The sequence below is a fragment of the Streptomyces sp. NPDC048496 genome (genome assembly GCF_043200055.1).
Classification (GTDB): Bacteria; Actinomycetota; Actinomycetes; order Streptomycetales; family Streptomycetaceae; genus Streptomyces.
Genome location: NZ_JBICXB010000007.1, coordinates 1 through 25,962, shown reverse-complemented (window position 1 = coordinate 25,962; position 25,962 = coordinate 1). Strand labels below are relative to the sequence as shown.

Here is a 25,962-nt window from a genome sequence, read left to right as displayed (position 1 = left end):
CCATCCCCCATCGGGGGCGGGTTCAAGGCCGGTTTCGCGGGTGTGTGCGAGTTGTTCGGAGCACAGGCAGGCTCACCGGGGTCACCGACCGGGGCGGCCGAGCACGGATTCCCGTCACTGACGCGCCTTCAGGACGCCTCGGCGGACCAGTAGTCGGAGTGCACGTTGGGACGGGGCAGGGGGTAGACGCCCTCGTACGCCGGGCCGTTCGGCCTGGATGTGGAATCGGCGACCTTCGACTCCTTCACGCAGGGACTGTCCGCCTCGAAGAACGCCTGCCCCTTTCCGCGGAAGCTGACACTGATACCGAACCCGGCGTCCGTCTGGGCATAGACGGCCGGGAACTCCGTGTCGTTGTTGATCGCCTTGATCCGGTAATCGCTCTTCCGCCAGAACGCCTTCACCTGATCCAGGAAATCCGCCCGGCGCGACGCCGACACGATGGTCATCACGGTGCGCCTGCGGGTCACATCGCACGTCCCCGCAGTCGTCGGCCCGTGCGCCCACTGCACCTCGGGATCGATGGCCTTCAGCACCGCGTCCAGCATGCTGTCGGACCGCTCGGCGGCCTGCTGCATGTCCATGCGCCCCTTCTTCCCTCCGCTGTCCCCTTGTTCCCGGTGTTCGCTCCCGCACGCGGACAGGGAGAAGCCGAGGGCCAGGGCCACCGCAACGATCCGGAACCGTCGCTTCATCGCTGTGCCTCCATCTTGAGCCTGTCGGCGTGTCCCGACACGATCAGAGCGATGCTGTCCGACGAGACGGCGTCCCTCACCGGATCGAAGTAGAGAGAGTGGGCATCAAAGCTCAGGCCGGAGCCGCTGACCACCGGTGGTCCGTCGCCCACGGGGAAGCGCCTGGCGCCGAATGCCTTGCTCGCCGGGTCCTTGCCGAACCAGAGATCGTCGTCCCCCGGGTCGGCCAGATCCCCGGCGAAGTATGCACCAGCGGGACCGAATGCCAGCATCCCCAGCGTGCCCACGGCGGCCTGCAGCTTGGACGGGAGCTTGGTCACCGGGTCGTTCGCCGCGGCGCCGACGAAGACGTGTCCGGCACCGACCCCGAGATCCACGGCCTGATCCACACCCACCCCCGGGCTGCCGACCAGAATGATGTCGTCGACCCCCGGGATTCCGCCGACATGCTGCGCAGCGGCTCCCACGGTCCGCGAACCGTACGAGTGCCCGATGGCCGTCAGATGCGGATCCTTGTTCTGGTTGGTGGCGACCAGACCGCTCATGAAGTCGTTGTACGCCACGCCGCCCTTCTCCGCCCGCCCCGTACCCATGACCGCCAGGCTGCTCAGCCCGTCCGGCGTCTGCGGCGCGTCATAGCCGAGCCAGACGATCGCCGCACCGGACTGTTCGTACCCCTGGGCACCGATCGCCGTGTCGCGGGCCCGCTTGAGATCGTTCTTCGCGAATTCCTCGTCCAGAGAGGTGTTCAACCCCGGCACATACGCCGACACGTTCTTCGACGTGTCCGGATTCCCGAACGAGACGATCGCCCGGCCGTTTCCCTCGTCCGATATGCCGAGCAGGTACATCGGCGGCTGCTTCCCGTTCTCCTTCAACTGCCGCTCGATCTCCCGCAGTCCGGCGAGCTGCTTCTGCGACTTCGCGTCATTCTGCCCCGACAGCTTCCCGATCAGCTGAGTCAGATTCTTCCGGTTGGCCGCGTCCCTGGTCGCCGCCGGGATCCCGTCGAGGTTGCCGATCTGATCCGGGGAAAGGGCGAGGTACTGGTCACGCTGGTCCTGCGTGAGCCCGTCCCACCACGCCTTGCGCCCGGCAGCAGTGCCGTTGCGCGGGATGCGGGCGTTCAGATAGTCGCGCTGGTCCGCCTGCACGGCCGCCCCGACACGGGAGCCTGAACCGGGCAGCCCGGCGCCGACGCCACCGACCCCGGTGACCCCCTTGATCAGCTCCCCCGCCGCACCGGCGCGGTCGCCCTGAGACCACTTGTCGCTCGCGCTCTGCGCGTACTGGGCGACCTGGTCGCCGAGGTTCCTGCCGTTCGTGACGGGGTGGAAAACGGCGTCCGCGGCACCGCTGACATCGCCCCAGAGGCCGTCGCCGACGAGCCCGGTGAAGAAGCCGCCGTCCGATGCGTGACCGGCGGCGCTCGAACCGCCGCCACCCTTGGCGGCCTGGGTGGCGCTGCCGCCGTCTCCGCCGGAAGCGGTGGACCCGCCCGAGGCATCCGTGCCACCCGAGTCCGCACCACCCGACGCCGCTGAACCGCCGGCTCCCGATCCCCCGGAGTCCGTACCCCCGGATGCTGCGGACCCTCCGGAGTCCGTACCCCCGGATGCCCCCAACCCACCGGGCGAAGAAGTCCCTCCGGCGACGGTCGACCCCCCGGAGTCCACACCGTCGGACTCCGTACCGCCACCGCCAGAGGCACCACCACCGCCATCGGTGCCATGGCCGGCCACCACCCCACTGCCCGCCGCCGGGCAGGCACTACCGGTCAGCCGGCAGATCGCACTCTGGATCTCACCGGTCAGCTGCCCGCCGACCTGCGTCGCCATGAGCGCACCCACAAGGGCCACGACCACCAGGACCGCACCGAGGTACTCCATCGCGGTCTGGCCACGGTCACGACGGGCCCTGATCACCCGCGTGAGAACGAACGGCCTCTGCGCGACGCGCTGTTCAGGACTGAGCCTGAACCAGGCGCGGGAACTCCCCAGGAACAAAAGAACGACGACGGCGGCAGGTATCACCAACTGGAAGACACCTTGGACGCCGCCGTCCCCACTCAAGGTGGCCAGCGCACCGAGGACGAGCCAGACGTGTACGGCAACGAGTCCGCGGCGGATCCGGACGCCACCGGTCCACAGATACAGCGAGAGGACGAACCCGGTGACGCCCGGTAAAGCCGCGTACAGCAGCATGCCCAGCAGCCGACCGTCCACCGCATCGACCGAAGTCGCCACCGACAACACGTCGATCGCTCCGACGACGGTGACCACGAAGAGCACCCGGACGAGGATCAGCACTGCTTGCAGCGCGCTCGGCAGGGGCTGCCTGCCCGGATGGGCCACGACAGCATCCGCGTCGACGCCACCCGGAACCGCTAATCCTCGTATGCCAGACACGGCGAGTCCCCTACCTGGTGAGTGGGTGCAGTGAGCAGTGACAGAGCCGCCACTCCACGTATGCGACCACACGGGCACCGGGCGGGGCATGGGCCCCAGGGCCCAATGCGAGACTCAAAGTGCGCGATACATCTGGGGGTTCGGGTCACGTTGTCCTGATGTGGCGTCAGATTGCTCCGGCGGACCAGAAGTCGGAGTGCACGTTGGGGCGGGGAAGGGGATAGACGTCCTCGTACGCAGGACCGTTGGGCCGGGTGGTGGACTCGGCCACGTCTGATTCCTTCACGCAGGGACTGTCGACTTCGAAGAAGGCCTGCCCCTTGCCGCCGAAGACGAGACTGATCCCAAAGCCAGCATTCGTCTGCGCATAGATCGCTGGCACTTCCGTACTATTGTTAATCGCCTTGATTCGGTAGCCACTCTTACGCCAGAAGCGGTCCACGACACCCAGAAAACTTCCTCGCCGCTCTGCAGACACAATGGTCATCACTGTGCGCCTACGGGAGATATCACAGCTCCCCGTAGTCGTCGGCCCATGGGCCCACTGGACCTCAGGCTCGATAGCGTTCAATACGGCATCGAGCATTCTGTCTGCGTGTTCTGCCGCTCCCTGCATATTCATGTCGGTCCTCTTCTCACTAGCCATGCAGCCGAACAGTGGCACACACGACAGCACCACTGCTGTCACGATCCTGAACTGGCACCTCACCGCGGCTCCTCCATCTTGAGTTCACGGGACTTTCCTGCGGCAACCAGTGCAATACTGTCCGCCGATACGGCGTTTCGTTCTGGGTCGAAATACTGGGAATGCGCATCGATGGAGATCCCCTCGCGACTGATCAGCTGTGGACCCTCCTCTACACGAAAACGCCTAGCACCGAATTCCTTGCTCGCCGGATCCTTGCCGAACCAGAGGTCATCATCTCCAGGATCCGCGAGACCCCCGGCCATATACGCAGTGGAGGGCCCTCCGGCAATCAGCCCCAGGACACCGACAGCGCTCTGCTGCTTGGAGGGAAGCATGGTCACCACGTCGTTCTCAGCCGCTCCGACGAAGACGTGCTCCTTCCCAACTCCGAGATCCTCCGCATGGTCCACACCGACCCCAGGACTTCCGACTAGCACAATGTCGTCCACACCAGGAATCCCTCCACCTTGCTGAGTAGCAGCACCCACGGTGCGTGAGCCATAGGAGTGCCCGATAGCCGTAAGATGCGGGTTCTCGTTTTCATTCGTGGCTGCCAGACCACCCATAAAACCATTGAACGCTGCACCACCTTTTTCAGCCCTGCCATCGCCCATGACGGCCAGGCTTCCCAGGGGATCATCCATAGGCGTTTGTGGTGCGTCATAACCAAGCCAGACGATGGCAGCACTGGAAGAATCGTGACGCTGAGTCCCAATTGCGGTATCACGAGCACGCTTGAGGTCGCTTTTCGCGAACTCCTCGTCCAGCGCCGTGCTCAGCCCCGGCACATAAGCTGACACATTGCGAGCCGTATCCGGATTCCCGTAAGAAACAATCGCCCGCCCATTCCCCTCGTCGCCAATCCCAAGGAGGAACATCGGCGGCTTCCGGCCGTCGTGCAGCTGCCGGTCAATCTCCCGCAACCCCGCCAACTGCGTCTCCGCCTTGTCCCCCTCCTGCCCTTCCAGCTTCCCGATGAGCAGCTGCAGGTTGTCCCGGTTGGCGGCGTCCCGTACGACCGCCGGGATTCCGTCCAGGTTGCCGATCTGGTCCGGGTACACCGCGAGGTACTCCTCCCGCTGTTCCTGTGTCAGCCCGGCCCACCACGCCTTGCGTTCGGCCGGGCTCGCGTCGTGCGGGATGGCTTCGTTCAGGTAGGCGCCCGCAGCGTTCCTCACCGCTGCCGCGTCCGTCGCCGCGTCCGTCCAGGTCGAGTCGGGGACCTTCAGGCCCTCCTCGGCCTTCAGATTCCGCAGGATCCGGGTGTACCGCCAGTCGATGTCGGCCGCTGTCCGCACGACCTTGGCCACCCGGTCGGCGATGTCCTGCGCCTTGGCCACGTTCGGGTTGGGGGCGACGAGACCCGAGGGCGGCAGCAGTCCCGGTACTCCTCCCCCGGTCGCCGTCCCGCCCGGCATCGGCTTGCCGTCGATCAGCCCCTCGCCGGCCTCCGGGTAGGTCACCGACCCGTCCGGGTGCACGGTGAACTTCAGTGCTTCTGCGTCGTCCAGCGCTTCCTGCAACGCCCTTTGCTGGCACCTGATTTCGTGGGCCATGCTGTTCAGCGTGGTGCGGAGCAGACCGCACTCCGTGTACACGTACTGGAAGTTCCGGCTGAGTTGTCTCAGCCGCCCGACGGCAGCGTCGGCCGCCTCGCCCCGTTGCGTCCCGCGCAACTCGTTCAGCATCTGCTTGTCGATGCGGTCCCGGCTGGCGTCGGCCAGGTTGCTGGCCCGGCCCCACCCGTCGGCCGCGCCTTCCAGTTCGGCGCAGTTCACGTCGCGCAGTTGGGCCCACGTGATCTTCGAGGTCATTGCCCACCGGTCCGCGACGCAGCCCGCGCGAAGGACGACTTCACGGTCTCGTCCGTGACGCCCTGGACCCGTACGACGGCGCGGAGTTTCCCGGCAAGGCTCCCGCACTCGCCGCGCGCGGCTTCGATCCGCCGCTGCCACGACTCGCGTACGGAGCCGAGTTCGGCCAGCGCCTCCAACCCGACGGTCCCCGCCACGACCCCCTCGTGCGCGCGATCCAGCTCGGTCTTCACCGGCCCCAGCAGCGTATGCAGCGACTCGGCTCCCCCGGCGGCCCGCAGCCAGGGGCCGTCGCTGTGCTTCAGCACATCCCTGCCACCACCACCCGCACCGTCACCAGCCCCGCCCGCCCCGCCCAGATCGCTCAGCCTCTGCCGGCCCACCGCGGCCATGCCGCTCACCCCGCTCCTTGATCGTGGAGCGGCACTGTCCCAAAGGCGGCGCACCCGACATGCCATGCGCGTCGGCCCTCGGGGTGGGCGTTCGGCCCTGAATTGCAAGGCCGAAGCCCCGCCCCGACCCCAGCGGGATTTCACCCGATCGGTGGGCCGCCGGAGGGCGTGCGATCAGGCGTTGCCGGCCGGGCAGTTGTGGTATCCGGCGACCAGCCAGCCCTCCCCCGCCCCCTGCCCGGCCGCCCTTGCCAGGACCCATGTGGCGAGTACGAAGCGGTCGGCGGGGACCGTGGACTCGCCCGTCGGCAGGATTCCGCTGCGGCTGATCACCACGGCGGCGTCCTCGCCGATGAACCGAACGCTCCGCACCTCGTCGACAACGGTCGAGCCCTTGAGCGGTCCCGCGAATCCGGCTGCCATCCGGGCACGGATCGCTTCTTTTACGTCGCTGTACGAACCGGGCAGCACCGAGGTCGCGTCCTGCGTGTACAGCGCGGCGAAAGCGTCCGCGTCATTGTCGGCCCAGGCCGCGTAGACACTCTGACGGCGTTGTCCCATCCCGCTGCCGCAACCGGTGAAACCCGTTTTGGCCCGGCCACGTCACAAGGCCAGAACAGCTTGCTGCTGCTCCGTTCGTCTGGGAGGACACATGCGCATCAGGGCATCGCGCTCCGCCAGTCTGCTTGCTGGGGTCATCTTGTCCGCTGTCGGCCTGGCGGCCGTCTCCGGTTGCGGCAGCCGGCAGGCGGCGGCAGGCGGTGACGCGGAGGTACTCACAGACCGTGCCCGGCAGGTCGCCGCGGCCTGGGACGGCTCAACCGCAGCTGCCGCATGGCGTGCCGGCTACTACCCCATGGGGGAAACGGTCCAGCTGCCGCGGGGCGGCCTGCGCAGCCAGGCTGACAAGCAGGCCTACGAGAACCAGAACTTCGCCCTGAGGGGCGAGTTGCCCGGCACCGGGCCCAAGGACGGCCAAGCGACGTGGGCCGGGGGCGACTCGCTCACCCGGCCGCTGGTGGGTGCGGACGAGTCGTACAAGACCTTGGCCGGCACCCACGTCGGCGGAGAACCGCACCTCACGGTGACCAGGGTGGAGCTGGGCGAGATGACTCTGGCCACCAGCCGTGGACCGGCGACGGTCCCGGCCTGGCTCTTCACCCTGGACGGCTATGCCACCCCTCTTAAGCAGGCAGCGGTCGTCCCGCCGAAACTTCCCCTGGCTCCGATCGAGGCGGCCCGCGACATCCCCGGCTATCCGCTCGACCGGCTCGTCCGGATCGCCTCCGACGGGCGCTCGGTGACCGTGGTCGCCCTCCATGGCGCCTGCGACGACGGCCCGAAGGTGGACGCGCTGGAAACGAGCGGCAGCGTCGTGCTGTCGGCCACCGTCAAAGACCACGAGGACGGCAGCATCTGCACCAAGCAGGCGAGGATGCAGCAGCTGACGGTGAAACTGGAACGTCCCCTGCACGACCGCGTCCTGCTCGACGCGCGCACTGGCCAACCCGTTCCTTACAAGGGGCTGCGAGGGATCTCGCCGTCGCCGAATGGGAGTTGAGTCTGCCGTTTCCGCGGTCAGTGGTTGACCTGGGCCATCAGCTCTCGGTTGGCCGCCAGTGCCGCATTGAGCTCCTCGTCCCGTTCGTCGAGTTCCGCGCGGAGGTCGAGGATTTGCTGTTCCAGCTCGGTGACCCGGCGGGTGAGTGTCTCGACGTCTGCCGGGGCGCCGAGGCCGGAGGCTTCCCAAGCCGCTTGGCCCAGGGGCCTCGGAGAGTCGTCGTTCGAGCCGGGTGATGTGCGCGGACAGGCGGCTGTTGCGGGCCGTGAGGTTCGCGACGTCGGCCAGCAGCGACTGTCGGCTGACCTGCGTGCTGGCCGTAGCGCCGGGCGGGGGCTTGGCCGCGAGGGCGACGACGGCCCCGCACAGGTCGCCCACTTCGGACGCTCCTGCGCCTCGTTGGCCGGAGCGTGTGCCACACGCTTGGCCCATCCGGACCCACCTCATGACGGAGCATCCACTTTCAGCCGGTTTCGCATGGTTTCATCTCGCCATGGAGGCGATCAGATGATGGCTGAAGATCGACAGCAGGACACGTACACACGGGCGACTACGTCACGACGGCGCGTGCTGGCCGCAGCGGCGCTGGCGCCGATCCTCGCCGGAGCTGGGGCAGAGGCGGCCGCCGCTCATCCCCTGCCCCCCGGAACGCCCGGGATGCCCGGGATGCCCGGAGACCGGAGTCACCGGCGGGTCAAGCCGGTGACCACCACCGAGTCGGACTGGACGGACGTCGCACGCACGCTGGGCCGCGGAGGCAACATGCTGCGGGGAACGATCTACCACACGCCCTTCCCCCGCGGGGATCTTCACGTGGTCTCTGACGGCATCGTCATCACACCGGCGCTCGCGCTGGGCACGCACGTGTCCTTCGTCCGTTACGCCGACGGCAGCACGATGGTGATGGGCGATGTAGCGGTCACCGAGGACGAACTGCAGCAGGTGAGCGACGCCTTTCAGTCGCACGGAATCGCCCTGACCGCGCTCCACAAGCATCTGCTCGCCCAGACACCCGACATCTGGTGGACCCACGTCCACGGACACGGCTACGACGAAGTGGCCCTGGCGCGCGGCTTGCGCGCGGGATTCGACCTCACAGGGACCCCGCCGGCGGTTCCGACCGGCCCGCCGATCCCCAACGACCTGGACATTGCCGGAATCGAGGCTGCGCTGGGCGCCAAGGGTTCCCCCGATGGCGTGGTCTACAAGGTCGTCTTCGCCCGTCGGGAGACGATCTGCGACGGCCATCTGGTACTGCCTCCCGGCCTGGGATCGACCAGCGCGTTCATCTTCCAGCCGCTGGGGGGCGGCCGGGCCGCGCTCAGCGGCGACTGCGTCATGCTCGCCGAGGAGGTCCAGAACGTACTGGGGGCCCTGCGCCGCGGCGGGATCAAGCTCGTCGAGCTGCACAACCACCACCTGACGGAAAACCCCCGCCTGTTCTTCACCCATTTCTGGGCCGTGGGCGACGCCGTCGAACTAGCCCGAGGGCTGCGCCCCGCGGTGGACGCCACCAACGTCGTGCCGGCCGGCTGAGAAAGAGGGATGAGGAGCGGGTTGCTCTCGGGTACCCGCTCCCAGGCCCCTGGGCACCCTCGGGCACCGACGCGGCACGTTTCGCAGGCGTGCGTACGCGACGCCGGCCTGCCCCGCCCCTTCCACGGGCCAGAACCTTCCACATCAGCGGGATGGTCAATTCCAATGGACTAATTGCCCCGGCGCGGTGCGTGCCACGGAAGACGAACGGGCACTTATGTCCCGTTCATCCCGGTAGGGAATGAACCATCCGTCAGATCCGATATCTGGAGCTCCGTATGGAACCAGCCCCCACGCCGCGGAACTGTCCATTCGACTACGCCGAGGCCCTCGAATTCGATCCGCTGCTCAAGCAACTACAGAACGACGCGCCCGTTTCCCGCATCCGGCTGCCCCACGGCGACGGGGAAGCATGGCTCGTCACCGGCTACGACGACGTACGCACGGTGACCACCGACCGGCGTTTCAGCCGCAGCGCCATCATCGGCCGGAACTTCCCGCGGATGACCCCTGAACCCATCGTTCAGGACGAGGCGATCAATGTGATGGACCCACCGGCCAGCAGCCGCCTGCGCAGCCTGATCTCCAAGGGTTTCGCGCCGCGCCACATGGAGCGCATGCGGGTCCGTACCCAGCATGTCGTGGATGAGCTGCTGGACCGGATGGAGGAGCACGGTTCCCCCGCCGACCTCTTCGAGCACCTCGCGGCTCCCCTGCCCCTGACCACCATTTGCGAGGTCCTCGACATTCCCGAGGGCGACCACGCTCAGCTGCGCGCCCACGCGCGCACCATGATGGACGTCGGCATCGACAACCGGGACAACGCGGTACGCGCCAAGGCCGAGCTCCGCGCCTACTTCGCCAAGCTGACGGCGCAGCGGCGGGAGAACCCGGGCGACGACCTGATCAGCGCGCTGGCCACCGCCCGTGACGGAGACGAGCTCCTCGACGATCAAGAGCTGACCGTCATGGCCATGGTCCTGCTCATCACCGGCCAGGACACCACCACATACGAGATCGGGAACATCGCATACACCCTGCTCACGCGGCCCAAGGAGCTGGCCATGCTGCGTGCCCGCCCCGAGATGCTGCCGCAGGCCATCGAGGAACTGCTGCGCTTCATCCCCTTCCGCAAGGGCGTCGGCATTCCCCGCGTCGCCACCGAGGACGTGGAACTGAGCGGGGTGAAGATCCGAGCGGGAGACATCGTGCACGTCTCCTACCTGACGGCCAACCGGGACGGCCGGAAGTTCGACCGGCCCGACGAGCTGGACCTGGAACGCACCGGTCCGTCCCACATGACCTTCGGCTGGGGTGGCCACCACTGTCTTGGCGCCCCGCTCGCCGCCACGGAGCTCCACGTCGCACTCGGAACCCTCCTGAAACGCTTCCCTGACCTCCGGCTGGCAAAGCCGGCCGAAGAAGTGACCTGGAACAAGACATCGATCTGGCGTTATCCGCTCGCACTGCCCGTCGCCTGGTGAGGCCGATACCCCATCAGGGCACCAGGCTCTTCGTGCGACCGCAGCACGCGATCCGGGCCACCGATGGGGCGACACCCGTGAAGACCCACCGCGCTGCGGCCCGGGTCCGGCCATGGCGCGGGAACGCCCGGACTGCCGCGCGCAGCCCGGGCGCCGCAGAGCAGGTGAATCGATGACCGGCGGCAGGGCGGCCCCCGTGTCCGGCTTCGTGGCTCGCACCGGCCGGAGCGGGGGCGGCCCGCTCCGGCCGGTGATCACCGGTCCGCGGGAGGGGTGACCGCCGCCCCGCAGCGGTGCGTCTCCCACCGTGGGGCGGCCCCTCGGGCGGGCCGGCCGTGCACCCGCTGGGCACGGGCGGTCCGCCCGCCGTGGCCAAGGACAACAACATGGTCAGAGTGGTGCCGCATCGGCCCTCGGAGGGCGGAAACCCGGAAGATTCCGGGGCTCCCGGACAGTGCGTTCCGTCCGACGTGCGACCCTCACCCGCCTGCCGTAGCGTGATTTCCAGGGCCGATCAGGGTGTGGCCGAAATTCATCTGCCCATACGGTGAGATTTCAGCGCATTCGTCGATCGGCTCGTCCATGCCCATCCCAGGGGCATCGAATTCGGCGCCGCAACCAAAAGGTGTGTCCCGCGCCGCTCCACGCACGGTGCCGCAGTGGCTACCGTCGGCCGATACCTGCCCCCGCATCCGGTCAGGCTCGGCCGTGTGGTTCATCGTCCGCTAGGAGGAGATCCATGGCGGTACTCTGCAAGCCCGCAATCGCAGTTCCCGAGTACGTCATCACCAACGACGAAACCCTCGAACTGGCACAACGGCTGCACGGCGACCATCCGCAGCTCGATCTGGTCCTCCGTCTGATCGAACACACCGGGGTTCAGAAACGGCATCTGATCCAGCCGATCGAAAAGGTGCTGCAACACCCGGGGTTCGATGCGCGCAGCGAAATCTACGAGGCACAGACCAAGGCCCGCGTCCCGGCTGTCGTCCGCCAGGCACTGGACCATGCCAAACTCGAACCGTCGCAGATCGACTTGATCATCTACGTCTCCTGCACCGGCTTCATGATGCCTCCGCCGACCGCGTGGCTCATCAACACGATGGGCTTCCGGCCGGAGACACGGCAGATGCCGATCGCCCAACTGGGCTGTGCGGCGGGTGGCGCAGCCGTCAACCGGGCCCACGACTTCTGCACGGCGTACCCCGACCGCAACGTGCTTGTCATCGCTTGCGAGTTCTGCTCGCTCTGCTACCAGCCCACCGATCTGGGCGTGGGGTCCCTGCTGTCCAACGGCTTGTTCGGCGACGGGATCGCCGCCGTCGTGGTACGGGGCCAGGGCGGCACCGGAGTCCATCTGGAACGCAACGGGTCGTACATCATCCCGGACACCGAGGAATGGATCTCCTACGCGGTCCGGTCCACGGGCTTCCACTTCCAGCTCGACAAGCGCGTGCCCGGAACCATGGAGCCACTTGCCCCGGCCCTGAGCGCCCTCGCGGAACAGCACCAGTGGAACGCCAGCAAGCTGGACTTCTACATCATCCACGCCGGCGGTCCGCGCATCCTGGACGACCTGAGCCGCTTCCTCGACGTGCCGCCCGAAGCGTTCCGCTTCAGCCGGGCCACGCTCACCGAGTACGGCAACATAGCCAGCGCGGTGGTACTCGACGCCCTGGCCCGCATGTTCGACGAGGCGTCCACCCTCCACGGCCAGCGCGGCATCATGGCCGGCTTCGGGCCGGGCATCACCGCCGAGATCTCCCTCGGAACGTGGACCTCGGAGCCCGAGGCAAGGACGTGAAGCACGCATCCGCACGGTGCGCGCGCAGGGCAACCTGAACGGGAAGCCCGCAACCACACCGACCCCGGCCCCCGGGCCTCAGGCGCTGTCTGCAGCCTGAGGCCCGGGGGTCGCCCTCATGCCCGTCCGGTGATGGAGGGGCGACCGGCTCCCTCTCGGCCGCTCCAGCAACGTCGCCGCACACGGTCACGACAGGTCACTCCACTGACAGTCCGGCTTCCACACGCACTCCACCCAGAGCAGTTTCCCGCCGTGCCCCGGCAGCCCGCCATGCAGCGGATACGCGCCCCAGCTGTCCGCCCACAGGGTGACGAGATGCAGCCCACGCCCGCACTCGGCGAGCGGCGCCGGAGCCTTTGCGCCGCCCTGGAACGGCGGCGGGATGTCCGGGTTGGTGTCCCAGACGCTGAGCCTGATCCGGTGCCGGCCTGCGTCGCGCAGCCGGAGTGAGTACGGCCCCGAGGAGTAGCGGTACGCGTTGGTGACGAGCTCGCTCGCCAACAGCTCGGCGGTGTCGATGAGATCACCCATGCCGTGCACGCGCAGTACGGAGCGGAGGGTGGCGCGGGCGATGCCCGGGGCCCGGGGATCTTGCGGAAGTTGGAGGGTGTACGCCCAGGGCGGCGTTACGGTGGCCAGGACCATGGAAGTCTCCGATCACGGAGGGACGTTGGATCGCGCGTTTCTGATTGCCCGGTGACGAGACCGCTCCGTCGAGCGGGGTACTTCCGGGCGGAGGCCTGAGCACTAACGTAGCGACCAACGGCTAATGTGTTAACCGATTCCCGGGGAATCCATAAACTGACACCCGTGTGGGTGACCAGCCGCTCAAGGAGGCGAACACACCCGTGAGATCAAGGCCGACGGGTCGTCAACTCCGGTTCGGTGGTGAGCTGCGCAAACTCCGCGAGCGCGCAGGACTCACCGCTACGCAGGCCGGTCAGCTACTGGGCGTGAAGCAGAACCAGATCAGCAACATGGAAGCGGGCCGCGTCGGCGTGAGCCCGGAACGGGTTCGCACCCTGGCCTGCCACTACGACTGCCCGGACAAGGACCTCGTCGCGGCTCTGAGCGACATGACCGGCGACCGTACGCGCGGCTGGTGGGAGGAGTACAGGGAGATCCTGCCTGCCCCACTGCTCGATCTGGCCGAGATCGAGCACCATGCTCATCGACTCCGTACAGCCGTTACCGTCCACATCCCCGGCCTTCTGCAGACCGCGGAATACGCGCGCGAAGTCTTCCGCCAGGACGTACCGGAGCTGTCGCCGCCCGACATCGAGCACCGCATCTCATTCCGCATCAAGCGGCAGACAGTCCTGTTCCGGAAATCGCCGACACCGCACCAAGCGGTCGTCCATGAGGCCGCGCTGCGGATGCAGTTCGGCGGCCCAGGGGTGACCCGCCATCAGCTCCGGCACCTGCTCGACATGAGCGAGCGCGAGCACATCACCCTCCAGGTGATCCCGTTCTCCGCAGGAACCTACGCCGGGTCCGGACAGTCGATCTATTACTTCCTTGGGCCGGTGCCAGAGCTCGACACCGTAAATCTCGACCAGTCGCACGGGCCCGTCTTCCTCGATGCCGAGGCTCAACTGGAGAAGTACCGCGTACTCCTCGGCCGCATGGAAACCACTGCGCTCGACAGCGACGAGTCCCGAGACTTCATCCACAACATCGCCCGCAGCCTGTGAAGGAACCCAAGATGGCCGATCTCGCCTGGCAGAAGTCCTCCTACTGCGCCCAGGGGAACTCCTGCGTACACGTCGCCGCCCGCGACCGCACCGTCAACGTCACCGAAAGCAGCGACCCCACCGGAGCCATACTCCGCACCACCCCCACTGCCTGGGCCGCCCTCCTCCGAAGTGTCAAGGACGGCACCAACCATGGCTGACCAGCGCGCACGGGCCGACCTCACCTGGGTCCGCGCCGCTCCCGAGGGCGAAGAAGGCCCCGGTCCCTGGATCGAGATCGCCTTCGGCGAGGGCGAACTCGTCCACCTCCGTGAGACAAGCGACCCCGCCAACATCGTCACGACCACGAGGACGAAATGGGACGCCTTCACCAAAGGCGTCATGGCCGGCGAGTTCGACCACTTCGCGGAGCGCGGTGGCGAAGACAGCCCGGCTGCCCGGGCATGACGGTCCGGGGCCCCGCCCATTCCGTGCCGGTACCCAGCCCGGCCACTGCGGTGCCCGCTCAGCTTGATCTTTGTCTTCCACACCCGAACTGCGGGGCGGGCGCGATCGACAGTACGTACGCTGTCGAACATGCTGACGTTGGAGCGGCTCCGGGCCGACCATGCACACGCCTTGCTGGCTTTCGAGCGGGAGAACCGCGAGTACTTCGCACGGTCCATACCGGATCGCGGCGACCTGTACTTCGTTGAGTTCGCCGCCCGTCACCGTGCACTGCTCGCCGAACAGGACGCCGGTGTGTGTCAGTTCCATGTCGTCGTGGACGACCGGGGAGAGCTGGTCGGCCGCGTCAATCTTGTGGACGTCGAGGAAGGGGCCGCTGAACTCGGCTACCGGATCGGCGAGCGCGCCGCTGGACGCGGCGTGGCAACGGCCGCGGTCGAGGAAGTGTGCCGCCTGGCTGCCGCGGCATACCGGCTCTCCGCGCTCACCGCAGTCACCACCCTCGACAATCTGGCGTCCATGGCCGTGCTCAGACGCAACGGGTTCACTGCGGTGGGGGACGTGCGCATCGGCGAGCGCCCCGGTACGCGTTATCAGCGCCGACTTGTTGCCATGCACTGATCACCCACCCATCGGGCCCCGCCTACGACCACTGATTCAGGTGTAGGCCGCCGTGTTACGCACTTCACCGAACCGGGGAAAGATCTTTTCCACGGTGAAGTCGTGCTCGTCGGCAGCGAAACCGGACATCGCGTCGGCGACGAACTCCAACTCATAGCCGTGGTCGCTCGCGGCCCGCGCAGTGGACTCGACCCCCATCGTGGTAACCAGCCCAGCGAGCACCAGCGTGTCCACGCCCAGATTGCGCAACTGGTCGTGCAGGTCGGTGCCATGGAATGCCCCGACGGTGCGCTTGACGACCACAACATCGCTGGGCTGGACCAGGCCGTCAGCGAAGCCGCTGCCTGGCGGCTGCTCGGTTGTGTTCGGCCTCTCCACTCGAACCAGCACCACTGGGTGATCGCTCGCCCTGAATGCCTCAGCCAACCGACGGCAGCGCGTCAGTACCTCTTCGCCGGAGTGCGGAGCAAGGGGCAGGGCGATGATGCGTGGCATCAGGTCGATGAGGATCAGCGCGGAGGGCATGGAGGCGATGGTAGGCCAGGGCCCGAGCCTGCCCTCCTTCAGCAGTACCAACGGGGCCGTTCAGCCCGGCCGAGGATCACGGGCCGCGCGGTGTCCGCACCGGACTACCTCGGCCTGGGAAAGGGCCCTGGGACCCATCCGTACGGGAACCCGGAGGCGACAGTCAGCGCTTCGGTGGACGCGTTGCGGGCGGCTCGTTCCCTCGCCCGCCGGGACGGTCGCAGCCTCGACCGGCGTGTACTGGTCAGTGGGTTCTCCCAGGGTGGACCCGCCACGATGATGGTCGGGCGGGCCCTGCAACAGGGCGTCGACCCGTACTTTCGTCTGGGTGTCCTGGCCCCGATCGCCGGCCCGTTCGATCTGAGTGGTTTCGAGGCCGCCTCAGCAGACGACAAGGTCGCCCGGTCATCGCTCTACCTCGCCTATTTCGCCACCGCGTGGAACCGGATGTACGGCTTGTACGACACGCCGGACCAGGCGTTCCGTGCCCCTTACGACAAGACGGTGGACACGCTGTTCGACGGCGACCACCAGGCGTCGGAGATCGCGGCCGCGCTGCCCGCGACCTCGAAGGAACTGTTCACCGAGGAGTTCCTCCAGCAGGTGCGCAACCCCACGGGGAATCTGCAACGGAGACTGCAGGTGATGGACACCACCTGCGACTGGCGGCCCGAAGTCCCGGTGCACCTCTTTCACGCCAAGGGCGACAAGGACGTGTCCTTTGCGAACTCCCTGCACTGCCGACGTCAGCTGATTGCCCACGGGGCGGACCAACAGCTCAGCGATGTCGGGGAGGTCGACCACTCGACGACGGTCCTCAAGGCCCTGCCACAGGTGGTGCGCGAGTTCGATACGGCCCGCTGAGCCGGCTCGTAGCGACGGTGCAGGTCACGACATCCGGCGAGACGGGACATGGTGCGCGCGATGACCCCGCGACGGCACCCGCACCTGAACGGGTTCCTGATCAGGCTAAACCGGGCACATCCCCACCACTGACTCCGACCGCAGGGAGTGATTCATGAACCGACTCGCCCACGTGATCAACACCACGGACGACGTACCGGGCCGGATTCTGCACTGGAACTTCTTCATAGGCGGCCACTTGAGCGCCTCGGTGCCCGTACGTCTCGTCGACCGCACGGACGAAGGCCAGCTGGTATGGATGGAGACAGGCGCGCCCATGTGGCGCACGGAGCTCCCCGGAGGCGCACACCTCCGCGACATCGCCCCGGACGACCGACCTGCCACCGGATATCCGGTGGTCCCCGACCGGTGGCCGATGGGCAGCGCCCTCTTCTATCAGCCCACCGACGCCGCACACTCCGTGCTCTGGCTCTTCGGCCGCAGGGGAAAGTTCCGCGGTTGGTACGTGAATCTGGAGCGTCGCGTCCACCACGGCGACGACATCGACATCGCCGACCACGAGCTCGACATCAACGTCGCGCCGGACCGGTCCTGGCGGTGGAAGGACGAGGAGTCCTTCGCCGAGAAGACCGGCCACCCCGTCTACTGGTCGGCCGAGGAAGCGGCGGCCATTCGCGCCGAAGGCACCAGAGTCGCTCGGCTCGCCGAGGCCGGAACCTTTCCCTTCGACGGATCCTGGTGCGACTTCCGGCCGCCGAAAACCTGGACGACACCGCCCCGCCCGCCGGGCCCCCGCCGCCCCGTCCTCTGACTGCCCCTCAATCTGCCTGTCCCGATGGGTGCGAGGAGGGACCGGAGGCGGGTCTCGGCCAGGGCGGCGAAATGGCAATGATTGCCCAGAGTCACCCTACGTGATACACAGAGTAATCATATGCATGTGGTCACACACCGATTCGATCCGCAGGTCAGGGCGGTCGGACCGGTCAAACGTGCGAGATCCCATGAAAGAGAGGGCGCCAAGGCGTCGTATCGGGGCGCATTCATCAGCGAAGATAGAGGGTGACCCATGCCATGTGGCAAGGGGCAGTGAACTACCCAACAGGGGCGGTGACTTACATGGTCCTGGCAGCTGACACTGATAAGGGCGGTATCAGCACCATCATCAACGGCATCGCTCCCAAGTGGGGGCCGTTCGGAGCCCTGGGCAACGAAGCCAAGGTGATGATCGAGGTCGTCATGGCCGTTGCCATCCTGCTCTGCTTCGGCATCGCCATCTGGGGAGCAGCCAAGCAGCGTATCGGCGCGACGGCGTTGCGCGACACGTTCAGTGCAGAACAGGGCAAGGGCTTGATCGTCGCCGGCCTGACCGGTGTGTTCATCATCGGATCGCTGGGAACCCTGTTCACCATCGTCTACGGGATGGCCATCTAACTGCCTGTCAGCCTGCTCGGGGAGGCTGGCGCCGCCCCGTTCCCCTTCCACCCCATCCGTCCGTCGTGCCCACCGGCAGAGGTTGCGTCTCTCTGATGTCGAGTCACCACACCGCGCCCGCGCGGGAACCAGCACGGCTACCGTCGTACTACGCGGAATCGCACACGGTTGAGGGGGCCTACGCAGCATGAGTGCCGGCGACGACCACGGCTACGGCAGCGACTCGGGCTCAGGCCGTACGGACGATGGATACAGCACCATCGGCGGAACGCGCCAGACCCGTACACGATTCCCCGACGGCGAGGGCGGCGACGGCTACGGCGGATCCCGTCGGCCGGCCCGCAGTTCACGGTCCCTGATCATCGTGGTCGGCGTGGTCGTCCTGCTCATCACGGCTATCGCGTTCGCGAACCTGGGCGGGGGCGGCGACAACGGCACCTCGTCCGGCGGGAACGACGGCGACAAGGCGCGCTCGGCGCCCACCGCTGCGACGGGCACGAAGCCGGTGACGGGGAAGAACGGCTCGATCGCGTCGGGGTTCGCGCACGATGCTCAGGGTGCGCAGAGCGCTGCGGCAAATTACTCGGTGGCGCTCGTCTCCGCCGACATCCTCAAGCCGGTCCAGCGTGCCGCGATCGTGCGGCAGGTCTTCGTCGCGAGCAAAGTCGACGAACTCGAAGCCAAGTTCAATGAGGCGTACAACAAGAACTTCCTCGACAAGGTCGGCCTCGACGAGAACGGCAACGCCGCCGCAGGCATGACCTACGTTTCACGGACTGCTCCTGTCGGAACCAAAGTGACCCAGTCTTCGGCTACCTCCACCACCGTGGAGGTGTGGTGCACAGGGGTATTCGGCACAGCCGGTGTCAGCTCGACCAACCCGGTCAGCAACGACTGGTTCACCATGACGCTGAAACTCCAGTGGGAAGCCAACGACTGGAAGGTCGACAGCTTCTCCCAGAAGGAGGGACCGGCACCGGTCAACACCGACCGTACGGCCTCCAACGCCGACGAGATCGCCAAGGCTGCCGAGGAGTACGGAGGGTTCACCTATGCCCGCTAGTTCACGCCACCTAGTCAAGATCGGTGCGGTCCTGGCGAGCGTCCAGGCAACGATGGTGATCCTGGCAACCCGTGTTGCCGCGGCACCTTCCCCCTCGCCCACGCCGTCGGCCTCGCCCTCCAAGGACAACTGCAGCCTCATCGTCGGCCCGGCCAAGGACTACTGCGAAAACGGCGACGCAGGGAACCCCAAAACCACCTCGCCCGACTCCGCCACCAACGCCCTAGACCCCCTCTCCTCCCTCGCCCGCGGCTGCGCCGACGCCGCGGCCTGGATCGTCGGCAAGCTCAGCGAGGCAGTCAAGGGCACCGCGAACGTCGACTTCACCAACCCCAAGTTCCTCCAGCAGTACGCGGTCATCTTCGCCGCCTCCACCGTGCTCACTCTCGTCCTTTGGCTGCTCGCCGTCGCCAAGCGCGCCATCCGTGGCGTTCCGGTGGCCACCGCGATCTCCGAAGCTGTCGGGTTCCTCTGGCTGACCGTCCTCGCGTCCGCGTTCACGCCGCTCATCCTCTACACGGTCGTGTCGGCGACCGACGGGGTCACGGACGTCATCGCGTCGTCCTCCGGCGGGCAGACCGATGTCTTCTTCGGTTCGTTCGCCGAGGCGCTGAGCAAGGGCTCCGACATCGGCGGCGGGCCGATCATGCTGATCGTCGTCTCGCTCGTGTCGATCCTCGCCGCGGGCGTGCTCTGGCTGGAGCTCGTGATCCGGGCCGCCCTGCTCTACGTCGGCGCGCTTCTCGGCGTCGTCGTCTACTCGGGGCTCGTCGACAAGAACATGTGGGGCCATGTCCGCCGCTGGGCGGGCATCATGATCGCGGTGATCATGGTGAAGCCGGTGATCGTCATCGTGCTCGGGCTGGCCGGCGCGCTCTCCTCCGACGGGGGACCGAACGCGTTCTCCGCCGTCGTCTCCGGGCTCGCCATCATCCTCCTGGCGATCTTCGCCTCGGCGATGATCTACCGCTTCGTCCCCGGCTTCGGCGACGAGATCCAGGGTGCCCGCACCAACCGCAAGCAGGCCACCGACGGCGCCCAGGCCGCAGCCCTGATCAGTTCCCCTGCCGCCCTCGTCTCCCAGGGCATCAAGACCCACAGCAGCCGGAGCGGCGGCGACAACGGCGGACAGGGCGGCGGCAACAGCGGCGGCGGCAGGCCCGCGAACCCGGTCAGCGGCGGTGTGGCCGCGCACAGCTCCCGCAATACCGGCGGGAGCGGGGTCGGCGGCGGATCTGTCCCCTCCGCCGCACCTCCGCCCCGCAGCGGGTCGGGACCCACGTCCGGCACCCCGCACAGCAGCCGCATCAACCGGGGCGGCGGTACAGGCAATTCAGGTAACAACAGCACAGGAGGTGGAGGGCGTTGACGACCCAGTCCCATCCGGTCGCGCCCCGCCGTACGTATCTCATCGGCCGGGCCCGGCCGAACGCGATCGTCGGCAAGAACCGCGAGACCGGCGAGATCGCGCTGATCATCGTCGGCGCGTTCCTCGGCATGATGAGCGGGCTGATCGTCCCCGTCCTGTCCCTGCGGATCGTGCTGCTCACGGGCTTCCCGCTGCTGGCACTGGCGATCGTGTACGTCCCGTACAAGCACCGCACCTTCTACAAATGGTTCGAAATCAACCGCAGCTTCAAGCGGTCCGTGCGCCGTGGCGCCACCTACCGTTCCACCGCCATGGAAGCGGGCGTGCGGGGCGACGGCCGTGAGGTCGAGGTCGGACCGCCCCCGGGCATCGGCCGGATCAACTGGCTCGCCGCCCCCTTCGGCCCGGACGAGATCGCCGTACTGCTGCACGCCGACCGCCGCACCGTCACCGCGGCGATCGAGATCGAGGGCCCCGGCGTCGGACTCCGCGACAGCGAGGACCAGGAGGCGCTGGTCGACCGGTTCGGCACCCTGCTGAAGCATGTGGCCAACGGTGACGGCTTCGTGACCCGTATTCAGATGCTCGCCCGCACCCTGCCCGCCGACCCCGACGCGCACGCGAAGGACGTCGCCCAACGCGGCGACAAGGCGGCCCCGGGCTGGCTGCAGGAGTCGTACGACCAGCTCCAGTCGATGGTCTCCACCTCCAGCGAACAGCACCGCGCCTACCTCGTCGCGTGCATGCACTACAACCGCGAACTGGCCGCCGAGGCAAACGCCATGGCCCGCGCCGCCCGCCCCCAGGCAGGCCGCAAGCTCGACCGGGACGCCGGGCTCGCCGTCGTCATGGCGCGCGAACTGACCGACATCTGCGCCCGCCTCGCCGAGGCCGACATCCGGGTGCGCCAGCCGCTCGGCCAGAGCCGGCTCGCCTCCCTCGTGCACTCGATGTACGACCCCGACCACCCCATCGACCACATCCAGGCGATGACGAAGCGCAACGCCTGGCCCGCCGAACTGGATGCGGTCGAGCCGACGTACCTGCAGGCCAAGACCCGCGAGTCGACGACACGTGCGCCCTGGTGCCACGCCACGGCGTGGGTGAAGGAATGGCCGATGACGCCCGTCGGCGTCAACTTCCTCGCCCCGCTCCTCGTCCACACCCCGGACGTCATCCGTACGGTCGCGGTCTGCATGGACCTCGAACCGACCGAGATCGCCATCGAGCGGATGCTCACGGAGAAGACGAACGACGAGGCCGAGGCGAGCCGCCAGGCCAAGATGAACCGGACCGTCGACCCGCGCGACATCGCCGCCCACGGCAGGCTCGACCAGCGGGGTGAAGATCTCGCGAGCGGCGCGGCCGGAGTGAACCTCGTGGGGTACATCACCGTGTCGTCGCGATCACCCGAGTCCCTCGCCCGTGACAAGCGGACGATCCGGGCCTCGGCCGGCAAGTCGTATCTGAAGCTGGAGTGGTGCGACCGCGAGCACCACCGCGCCTTTGTGAACACCCTGCCGTTCGCCACCGGCATCCGTCGCTAACCGAGAGGGCAGTCACGCCATGCGAGATCCGCTGTCCGCGTTGTCGGATGCCTTCACCTCCTTCCTCTTCGGGAAGGTGGAGACGACCAGACTGCCCGTGCGTACCTCGACCGGCCAGGCCCAGGCGGTGTACCTGCCCACCGCCGCGCCCGGTCTCGGCGACTCCGGCGTGATCATCGGCCGCGAGGTGTACTCCGGCAAGGGGTACATCTACGACCCCTTCCAGCTGTACGGTCAGCAGCTCCCCGCCCCGCACTGGCTGGTGCTCGGCGAGTCGGGCAACGGCAAGTCCGCGCTGGAGAAGACGTACGTGCTCCGCCAGCTCCGCTTCCGCGACCGCCAGGTCGTCGTCCTCGACGCCCAGGGCGAGGACGGCGTCGGCGAGTGGAACCTCATCGCCCAGGAGCTCGGCCTCACCCCCATCCGCCTCGACCCGACCGCAGCCCTGAACGGCGGCATCCGGCTCAACCCGCTGGACCCGTCGATCACCACGACGGGCCAGCTCGCCCTGCTCCGTACGATCATCGAAGTCGCGATGGGCCACGGCCTCGACGAACGGTCCGGCTTCGCGCTGAAGGTCGCGCACGCCTACGTCAACCAGACGATCACCGACCGGCAACCCGTACTGACCGACATCGTCGAGCAACTGCGCCACCCGGAACCCGACTCCGCCGAGGCGATGAACGTCGACATAGACGACGTGCGCGCCTGGGGCCTCGACGTCGCCCTCGTCCTGGACCGGCTCGTCGACGGTGACCTGCGCGGCATGTTCGACGGCCCGACCTCCGCCGGCATCGACCTGGACGCGCCCCTGATCGTCTTCGACCTCTCGCACATCGACCGGAACTCGATCGCGATGCCGATCCTGATGGCGATCGTCGGCGTCTGGCTGGAACACACCTGGATCAGGCCCGACCGGAAGAAGCGCATCTTCCTGGTCGAAGAGGCCTGGCACATCATCAATTCACCGTTCGTCGCCCAGCTCTTCCAACGGCTGCTGAAGTTCGGCCGACGGCTGGGCCTGTCGTTCGTCGCGGTCGTCCACCACCTCAGCGACGTGGTCGACGGGGCCGCGGCACGCGAGGCGGCGGCGATCCTCAAGATGGCGTCGACCCGGACGATCTACGCGCAGAAGGCCGACGAGGCCAGAGCGACCGGGCGCGTCCTCGGCCTGCCCCGCTGGGCGGTCGAGATCATCCCCACCCTCACCCCCGGCATCGCGGTATGGGATGTCAACGGGAACGTACAGGTCGTCAAACACCTGATCACCGAGGCGGAACGACCACTGGTCTTCACCGACCGTGCGATGACCGAGTCGTCCGCGGCCGATCTGCTGCCGGAGGACGTACGGGCCGCGGAACTGGAGACCGAACAGCGCGCGGCACGCATCGAGCACCAACAACGGCTGAACGAGTCGTCCGAGTCAACGGTGGCATGACATGGCGGGGCGTACAGAGCAGCAGACCGGTCCGAGCACCGGCGGCATCCCGGACGGTCTGCTGGTCGGCCTGCTGGGCTTCCTGCTCGGGCTGGCCCTCCTGGCCTGGACGGCCACCGGTCTGTCCGGGCTGTTCGCGCACGGCGCGTGGCCGACGGGCGTCACCTTCACCGAGACGCCGCTCGCCATGCGCCGGCTGGCGGCGTCCCCGCACGACATCCCGGCGGCCTGGCCCGACACACCGGCGGACGAGCTCTCCGGGTACGGGCTGTTCTGGGGCCTGTTCATAGGCGAACTCATGGTGCTCATGGTGCTGACAGTGTTCGTGATGGGCGTGGTGGCACGCTGGCGCGCGGGACGAGCACGTCGACGGGAAGACCATCGCGAGGAACGTTATACGGAGCGCTCCGAGGAGCGTTACGCGAGACACACGGCGCACCTGCGGCGCGAGGAGTCCACCGAAGTGGACGTCTCCGCCCCCGCACCGCTCCCCGCACCCGCACCCGCTCCCGCAGCCATGCCTACGCCCATGCCCACGCCCACGCCCACGCCCACCCCGGCACCGGCCGAATCCGTCGAGGAGCTCGCGCCCCCTCTCCTCGCCCCGGCCGTCCCCTCCCCCCGCACACCTCTCGTCGTCTACGGCCCGGCCGCCACCCGCCGCCCCACGGTCGTCCAGGCCATCCGGGAGGCGGACGGGCCCGCCCTCGTCATCACCTCGGACCCCACCGTCTGGGCGGAGACGAAGGACGCCCGCGCCAAGCTCGGCCCGGTCCTCGTCTACGACCCCGGCCACCTCTGCGACACCCCGGCCCGCCTCCACTGGTCCCCGACCGCCGGATGCGAACAGCCCGATACGGCAGCCGCCCGCGCCGCCGCGCTCCTCGCCCCGGTCCGGCCGCAGGCCCGTATCGACGCGATGACGGCCGAGACCGCGGAGACCCTGCTCCAGTGCTGGCTGCACGCCGCCGCCATAGACGGTCGCCCGTTCCGCCAGGTCCACCGCTGGGCCCTCGGCGGCAACGCCCATGAACCCGTGCGCCTGCTCCGTACCCACCCCAAGGCGGCCTCCGGACTCGCCGGCCTGCTGGAGTCCGCGCTCACCGGTCACCCCGAACGCCGGGAGATGGCCCAGGAGCTGACGGTACGGGCGTTCGCCGCACTCTCCTCGGTCCACATCCGCGAGGCCTGCACACCGAACCGGGCCGATTCGCTGGTGCTGGAATCTTTTACGGGCGAAGGGGGCACGCTCTATGTGGTCGGTGAACCCATCGAGGATCCTCGCTCCGCACCCGGTGCGATGCCCCTGCTCACCGCCCTCGCCTCACACGTGGTCGAGCACGGCCGCCGCATGGCCGCACGGTCAACCGACGGTCGGCTCGACCCACCAATGGCCTTGGTCCTCGACGACGTCGCGGCTGTGGCACCACTCCCCCAACTCCCTGACCTGCTGTCGACCGGCCAGGACCAGGGCCTGCCGACGCTCGTCCTGCTCCGCTCGAAGGAACAGGCCCGGGCCCGCTGGTCGTCCCCGCTCCAGCCGTAACTCGGTGGCCGGAGCGGTGGCCAGGACCGGGACTTCAAGGCAGCAGCCCCTGAACCGGCCGAATCCGGTCCGGGGCGGAAACGGGCCGGATCGGTACGGAAGACGTCAGACGGGGCGGACGATCTCGTACTCCACCTCCAGCGCCGTCGGATCGTCCGGTACGGCAAGGGTCTCCCCGGTCGGTGCGAAACCGAACCGCCGGTAGAAGGCAGAGGCCCGCGGATTGTTCTCGTGCACGTAAAGCCGCACCCGCTCGATCCGCGGCTCGCCCAGTGACCACGCCCATTCGGTCCCGGCGCGGAACAACTGCTCGGCCAGCCCGCTGCCCCGCGCCTCGGACCGCACATAGACCCCGACCACATGGGCCTGGTGCACCTTGGCGGGCTCACCGAACCGCACGTCCCCGTCCGGTCGCTCGATGAGCACGCTGATCGTGCCGGCCCAACTCCCGTCGGTTGCCTCGGCGATGAACTGGCGTACCTCGTCGCCACTGGGCTCCGCCCCACCGGCCGCGCGCTCCTGCCAGAACTCGTCGGGCCGAGCCACGCCCTGCTCGTACGTCTCCAGGAACGCCACCGGCGCCACAGGATCCTGCAGGGCAGCGAGCCGTATGTCCTTGACCAGCGCCCATTCCTCGGCGCGTACAGAGCGAATCACATAGTCCATACACCGATCCTCTCCGACCGTTCCGCCGCGAGCAATCGAATTCGGTCCGTGAACGCAGAAAAGCCCCGCACCAGAGGTGCGGGGCTTTCCCGGAATAATTGTTCGGCGGCGTCCTACTCTCCCACAGGGTCCCCCCTGCAGTACCATCGGCGCTGAAAGGCTTAGCTTCCGGGTTCGGAATGTAACCGGGCGTTTCCCTAACGCAATGACCACCGAAACACTATGAAATTAACCAACACCGGGCAACAACACGGCCGTTCGTTATTTCAGAACTAACACAGTGGACGCGAGCAACTGAGGACAAGCCCTCGGCCTATTAGTACCAGTCAGCTCCACCCGTTGCCGGGCTTCCACATCTGGCCTATCAAC

General features: G+C 67.8%; 26 protein-coding genes and 2 rRNA genes. 16 read left to right on the top strand and 12 right to left on the bottom strand.

The genetic code is table 11. The annotated features are described in order from the left end of the window. Positions 1–128: 128 nt before the first annotated feature. From ACGFSA_RS09890 to ACGFSA_RS09865, 6 genes are all read right to left on the bottom strand, one after another. Positions 129–695: a hypothetical protein gene (locus ACGFSA_RS09890; protein ID WP_393302297.1), complete on the bottom strand. Its 567-nt coding sequence runs from the start codon at positions 693–695 to the stop codon at positions 129–131. Next, positions 692–3,025 carry an alpha/beta hydrolase gene (locus ACGFSA_RS09885; protein ID WP_393302823.1) on the bottom strand — a complete coding sequence of 778 codons (2,334 nt, stop codon included), beginning with the start codon at positions 3,023–3,025 and terminating at the stop codon, positions 692–694. The genes ACGFSA_RS09890 and ACGFSA_RS09885 overlap by 4 nt, the downstream gene beginning before the upstream one ends. 244 nt (positions 3,026–3,269) lie before the next feature. Then, positions 3,270–3,749 (bottom strand): hypothetical protein, encoded by a 480-nt coding sequence (locus tag ACGFSA_RS09880; protein WP_393302821.1) that lies wholly within the window; start codon positions 3,747–3,749, stop codon positions 3,270–3,272. 59 nt (positions 3,750–3,808) lie between these two features. Next, on the bottom strand, positions 3,809–5,605 hold the full coding sequence (locus tag ACGFSA_RS09875) for an alpha/beta hydrolase (protein WP_393302294.1): 1,797 nt from the start codon (positions 5,603–5,605) through the stop codon (positions 3,809–3,811). Then, positions 5,602–5,997 (bottom strand): hypothetical protein, encoded by a 396-nt coding sequence (locus ACGFSA_RS09870; protein ID WP_393302819.1) that lies wholly within the window; start codon positions 5,995–5,997, stop codon positions 5,602–5,604. The genes ACGFSA_RS09875 and ACGFSA_RS09870 overlap by 4 nt, the downstream gene beginning before the upstream one ends. A 174-nt stretch (positions 5,998–6,171) precedes the next feature. Further along, positions 6,172–6,558: an SgcJ/EcaC family oxidoreductase gene (locus ACGFSA_RS09865; RefSeq protein WP_393302291.1), complete on the bottom strand. Its 387-nt coding sequence runs from the start codon at positions 6,556–6,558 to the stop codon at positions 6,172–6,174. A gap of 91 nt (positions 6,559–6,649) precedes the next feature. On the opposite strand from ACGFSA_RS09865, the gene ACGFSA_RS09860 reads away from it, so the two are divergent. From ACGFSA_RS09860 to ACGFSA_RS09850, 3 genes are all read left to right on the top strand, one after another. Continuing rightward, on the top strand, positions 6,650–7,558 hold the full coding sequence (locus tag ACGFSA_RS09860) for a hypothetical protein (protein ID WP_393302288.1): 909 nt from the start codon (positions 6,650–6,652) through the stop codon (positions 7,556–7,558). A gap of 477 nt (positions 7,559–8,035) precedes the next feature. Further along, positions 8,036–9,094, top strand: coding sequence for a DUF1259 domain-containing protein (locus ACGFSA_RS09855; protein WP_393302817.1), 1,059 nt, complete (start codon positions 8,036–8,038; stop codon positions 9,092–9,094). 278 nt (positions 9,095–9,372) lie between these two features. After that, a complete protein-coding gene (locus ACGFSA_RS09850) occupies positions 9,373–10,578 on the top strand; it encodes a cytochrome P450 (protein WP_393302285.1) in 1,206 nt (401 codons plus the stop codon). Positions 10,579–11,057: 479 nt separating this feature from the next. Here ACGFSA_RS09850 and ACGFSA_RS09845 read toward each other — a convergent pair whose 3' ends face one another. Next, complete coding sequence (locus ACGFSA_RS09845; RefSeq protein WP_393302283.1) at positions 11,058–11,297, bottom strand: hypothetical protein; 240 nt, start codon at positions 11,295–11,297, stop codon at positions 11,058–11,060. 20 nt (positions 11,298–11,317) lie between these two features. On the opposite strand from ACGFSA_RS09845, the gene ACGFSA_RS09840 reads away from it, so the two are divergent. Beyond that, positions 11,318–12,382: a type III polyketide synthase gene (locus tag ACGFSA_RS09840; RefSeq protein ID WP_393302280.1), complete on the top strand. Its 1,065-nt coding sequence runs from the start codon at positions 11,318–11,320 to the stop codon at positions 12,380–12,382. 186 nt (positions 12,383–12,568) lie between these two features. On the opposite strand, the gene ACGFSA_RS09835 is transcribed toward ACGFSA_RS09840, so the two are convergent. Further along, positions 12,569–13,027, bottom strand: a complete 459-nt coding sequence (locus tag ACGFSA_RS09835) for an ATP-binding protein (protein ID WP_393302277.1) — start codon at positions 13,025–13,027, stop codon at positions 12,569–12,571. A gap of 203 nt (positions 13,028–13,230) precedes the next feature. Between ACGFSA_RS09835 and ACGFSA_RS09830 the strand changes: the two genes are divergently transcribed. From ACGFSA_RS09830 to ACGFSA_RS09815, 4 genes are all read left to right on the top strand, one after another. After that, on the top strand, positions 13,231–14,076 hold the full coding sequence (locus ACGFSA_RS09830; RefSeq protein WP_393302274.1) for a helix-turn-helix domain-containing protein: 846 nt from the start codon (positions 13,231–13,233) through the stop codon (positions 14,074–14,076). Between the two features lie 11 nt (positions 14,077–14,087). Then, positions 14,088–14,276, top strand: coding sequence for a DUF397 domain-containing protein (locus tag ACGFSA_RS09825; RefSeq protein ID WP_393302271.1), 189 nt, complete (start codon positions 14,088–14,090; stop codon positions 14,274–14,276). Next, positions 14,269–14,523: a DUF397 domain-containing protein gene (locus ACGFSA_RS09820; protein ID WP_393302267.1), complete on the top strand. Its 255-nt coding sequence runs from the start codon at positions 14,269–14,271 to the stop codon at positions 14,521–14,523. The genes ACGFSA_RS09825 and ACGFSA_RS09820 overlap by 8 nt, the downstream gene beginning before the upstream one ends. A 129-nt stretch (positions 14,524–14,652) precedes the next feature. Beyond that, positions 14,653–15,144, top strand: coding sequence for a GNAT family N-acetyltransferase (locus ACGFSA_RS09815; RefSeq protein WP_393302264.1), 492 nt, complete (start codon positions 14,653–14,655; stop codon positions 15,142–15,144). Between the two features lie 36 nt (positions 15,145–15,180). Here the strand turns inward: ACGFSA_RS09815 and ACGFSA_RS09810 are convergent, their stop codons facing one another. After that, positions 15,181–15,669 (bottom strand): isochorismatase family protein, encoded by a 489-nt coding sequence (locus ACGFSA_RS09810; RefSeq protein ID WP_393302261.1) that lies wholly within the window; start codon positions 15,667–15,669, stop codon positions 15,181–15,183. A gap of 90 nt (positions 15,670–15,759) precedes the next feature. Here ACGFSA_RS09810 and ACGFSA_RS09805 point away from each other — a divergent pair, with 90 nt between their 5' ends. From ACGFSA_RS09805 to ACGFSA_RS09770, 8 genes are all read left to right on the top strand, one after another. Next, positions 15,760–16,533 (top strand): hypothetical protein, encoded by a 774-nt coding sequence (locus ACGFSA_RS09805; protein ID WP_393302259.1) that lies wholly within the window; start codon positions 15,760–15,762, stop codon positions 16,531–16,533. A 154-nt stretch (positions 16,534–16,687) separates the two neighbouring features. Continuing rightward, a complete protein-coding gene (locus tag ACGFSA_RS09800; RefSeq protein ID WP_393302256.1) occupies positions 16,688–17,344 on the top strand; it encodes a DUF402 domain-containing protein in 657 nt (218 codons plus the stop codon). A 305-nt stretch (positions 17,345–17,649) separates the two neighbouring features. After that, complete coding sequence (locus tag ACGFSA_RS09795; RefSeq protein WP_037695745.1) at positions 17,650–17,964, top strand: hypothetical protein; 315 nt, start codon at positions 17,650–17,652, stop codon at positions 17,962–17,964. A 187-nt stretch (positions 17,965–18,151) separates the two neighbouring features. Beyond that, positions 18,152–19,027 (top strand): hypothetical protein, encoded by an 876-nt coding sequence (locus ACGFSA_RS09790; RefSeq protein WP_393302253.1) that lies wholly within the window; start codon positions 18,152–18,154, stop codon positions 19,025–19,027. Positions 19,028–19,079: 52 nt separating this feature from the next. Further along, complete coding sequence (locus tag ACGFSA_RS09785) at positions 19,080–20,396, top strand: hypothetical protein (protein WP_393302815.1); 1,317 nt, start codon at positions 19,080–19,082, stop codon at positions 20,394–20,396. After that, positions 20,393–21,943: an SCO6880 family protein gene (locus ACGFSA_RS09780; RefSeq protein WP_393302250.1), complete on the top strand. Its 1,551-nt coding sequence runs from the start codon at positions 20,393–20,395 to the stop codon at positions 21,941–21,943. The genes ACGFSA_RS09785 and ACGFSA_RS09780 overlap by 4 nt, the downstream gene beginning before the upstream one ends. A 19-nt stretch (positions 21,944–21,962) precedes the next feature. After that, positions 21,963–23,381 (top strand): ATP-binding protein, encoded by a 1,419-nt coding sequence (locus tag ACGFSA_RS09775; RefSeq protein ID WP_393302247.1) that lies wholly within the window; start codon positions 21,963–21,965, stop codon positions 23,379–23,381. Between the two features lies 1 nt (position 23,382). Further along, positions 23,383–24,927 carry a type IV secretory system conjugative DNA transfer family protein gene (locus ACGFSA_RS09770; protein WP_393302244.1) on the top strand — a complete coding sequence of 515 codons (1,545 nt, stop codon included), beginning with the start codon at positions 23,383–23,385 and terminating at the stop codon, positions 24,925–24,927. Between the two features lie 105 nt (positions 24,928–25,032). Here ACGFSA_RS09770 and ACGFSA_RS09765 read toward each other — a convergent pair whose 3' ends face one another. The 3 genes from ACGFSA_RS09765 to ACGFSA_RS09755 all read right to left on the bottom strand — a co-directional run. Continuing rightward, complete coding sequence (locus ACGFSA_RS09765) at positions 25,033–25,593, bottom strand: GNAT family N-acetyltransferase (RefSeq protein WP_393302241.1); 561 nt, start codon at positions 25,591–25,593, stop codon at positions 25,033–25,035. 100 nt (positions 25,594–25,693) lie between these two features. Then, positions 25,694–25,810: ribosomal RNA gene (rrf, locus tag ACGFSA_RS09760) — 5S ribosomal RNA — on the bottom strand. Positions 25,811–25,889: 79 nt separating this feature from the next. Next, a 23S ribosomal RNA gene (locus tag ACGFSA_RS09755) occupies positions 25,890–25,962 on the bottom strand; the annotation flags it as partial.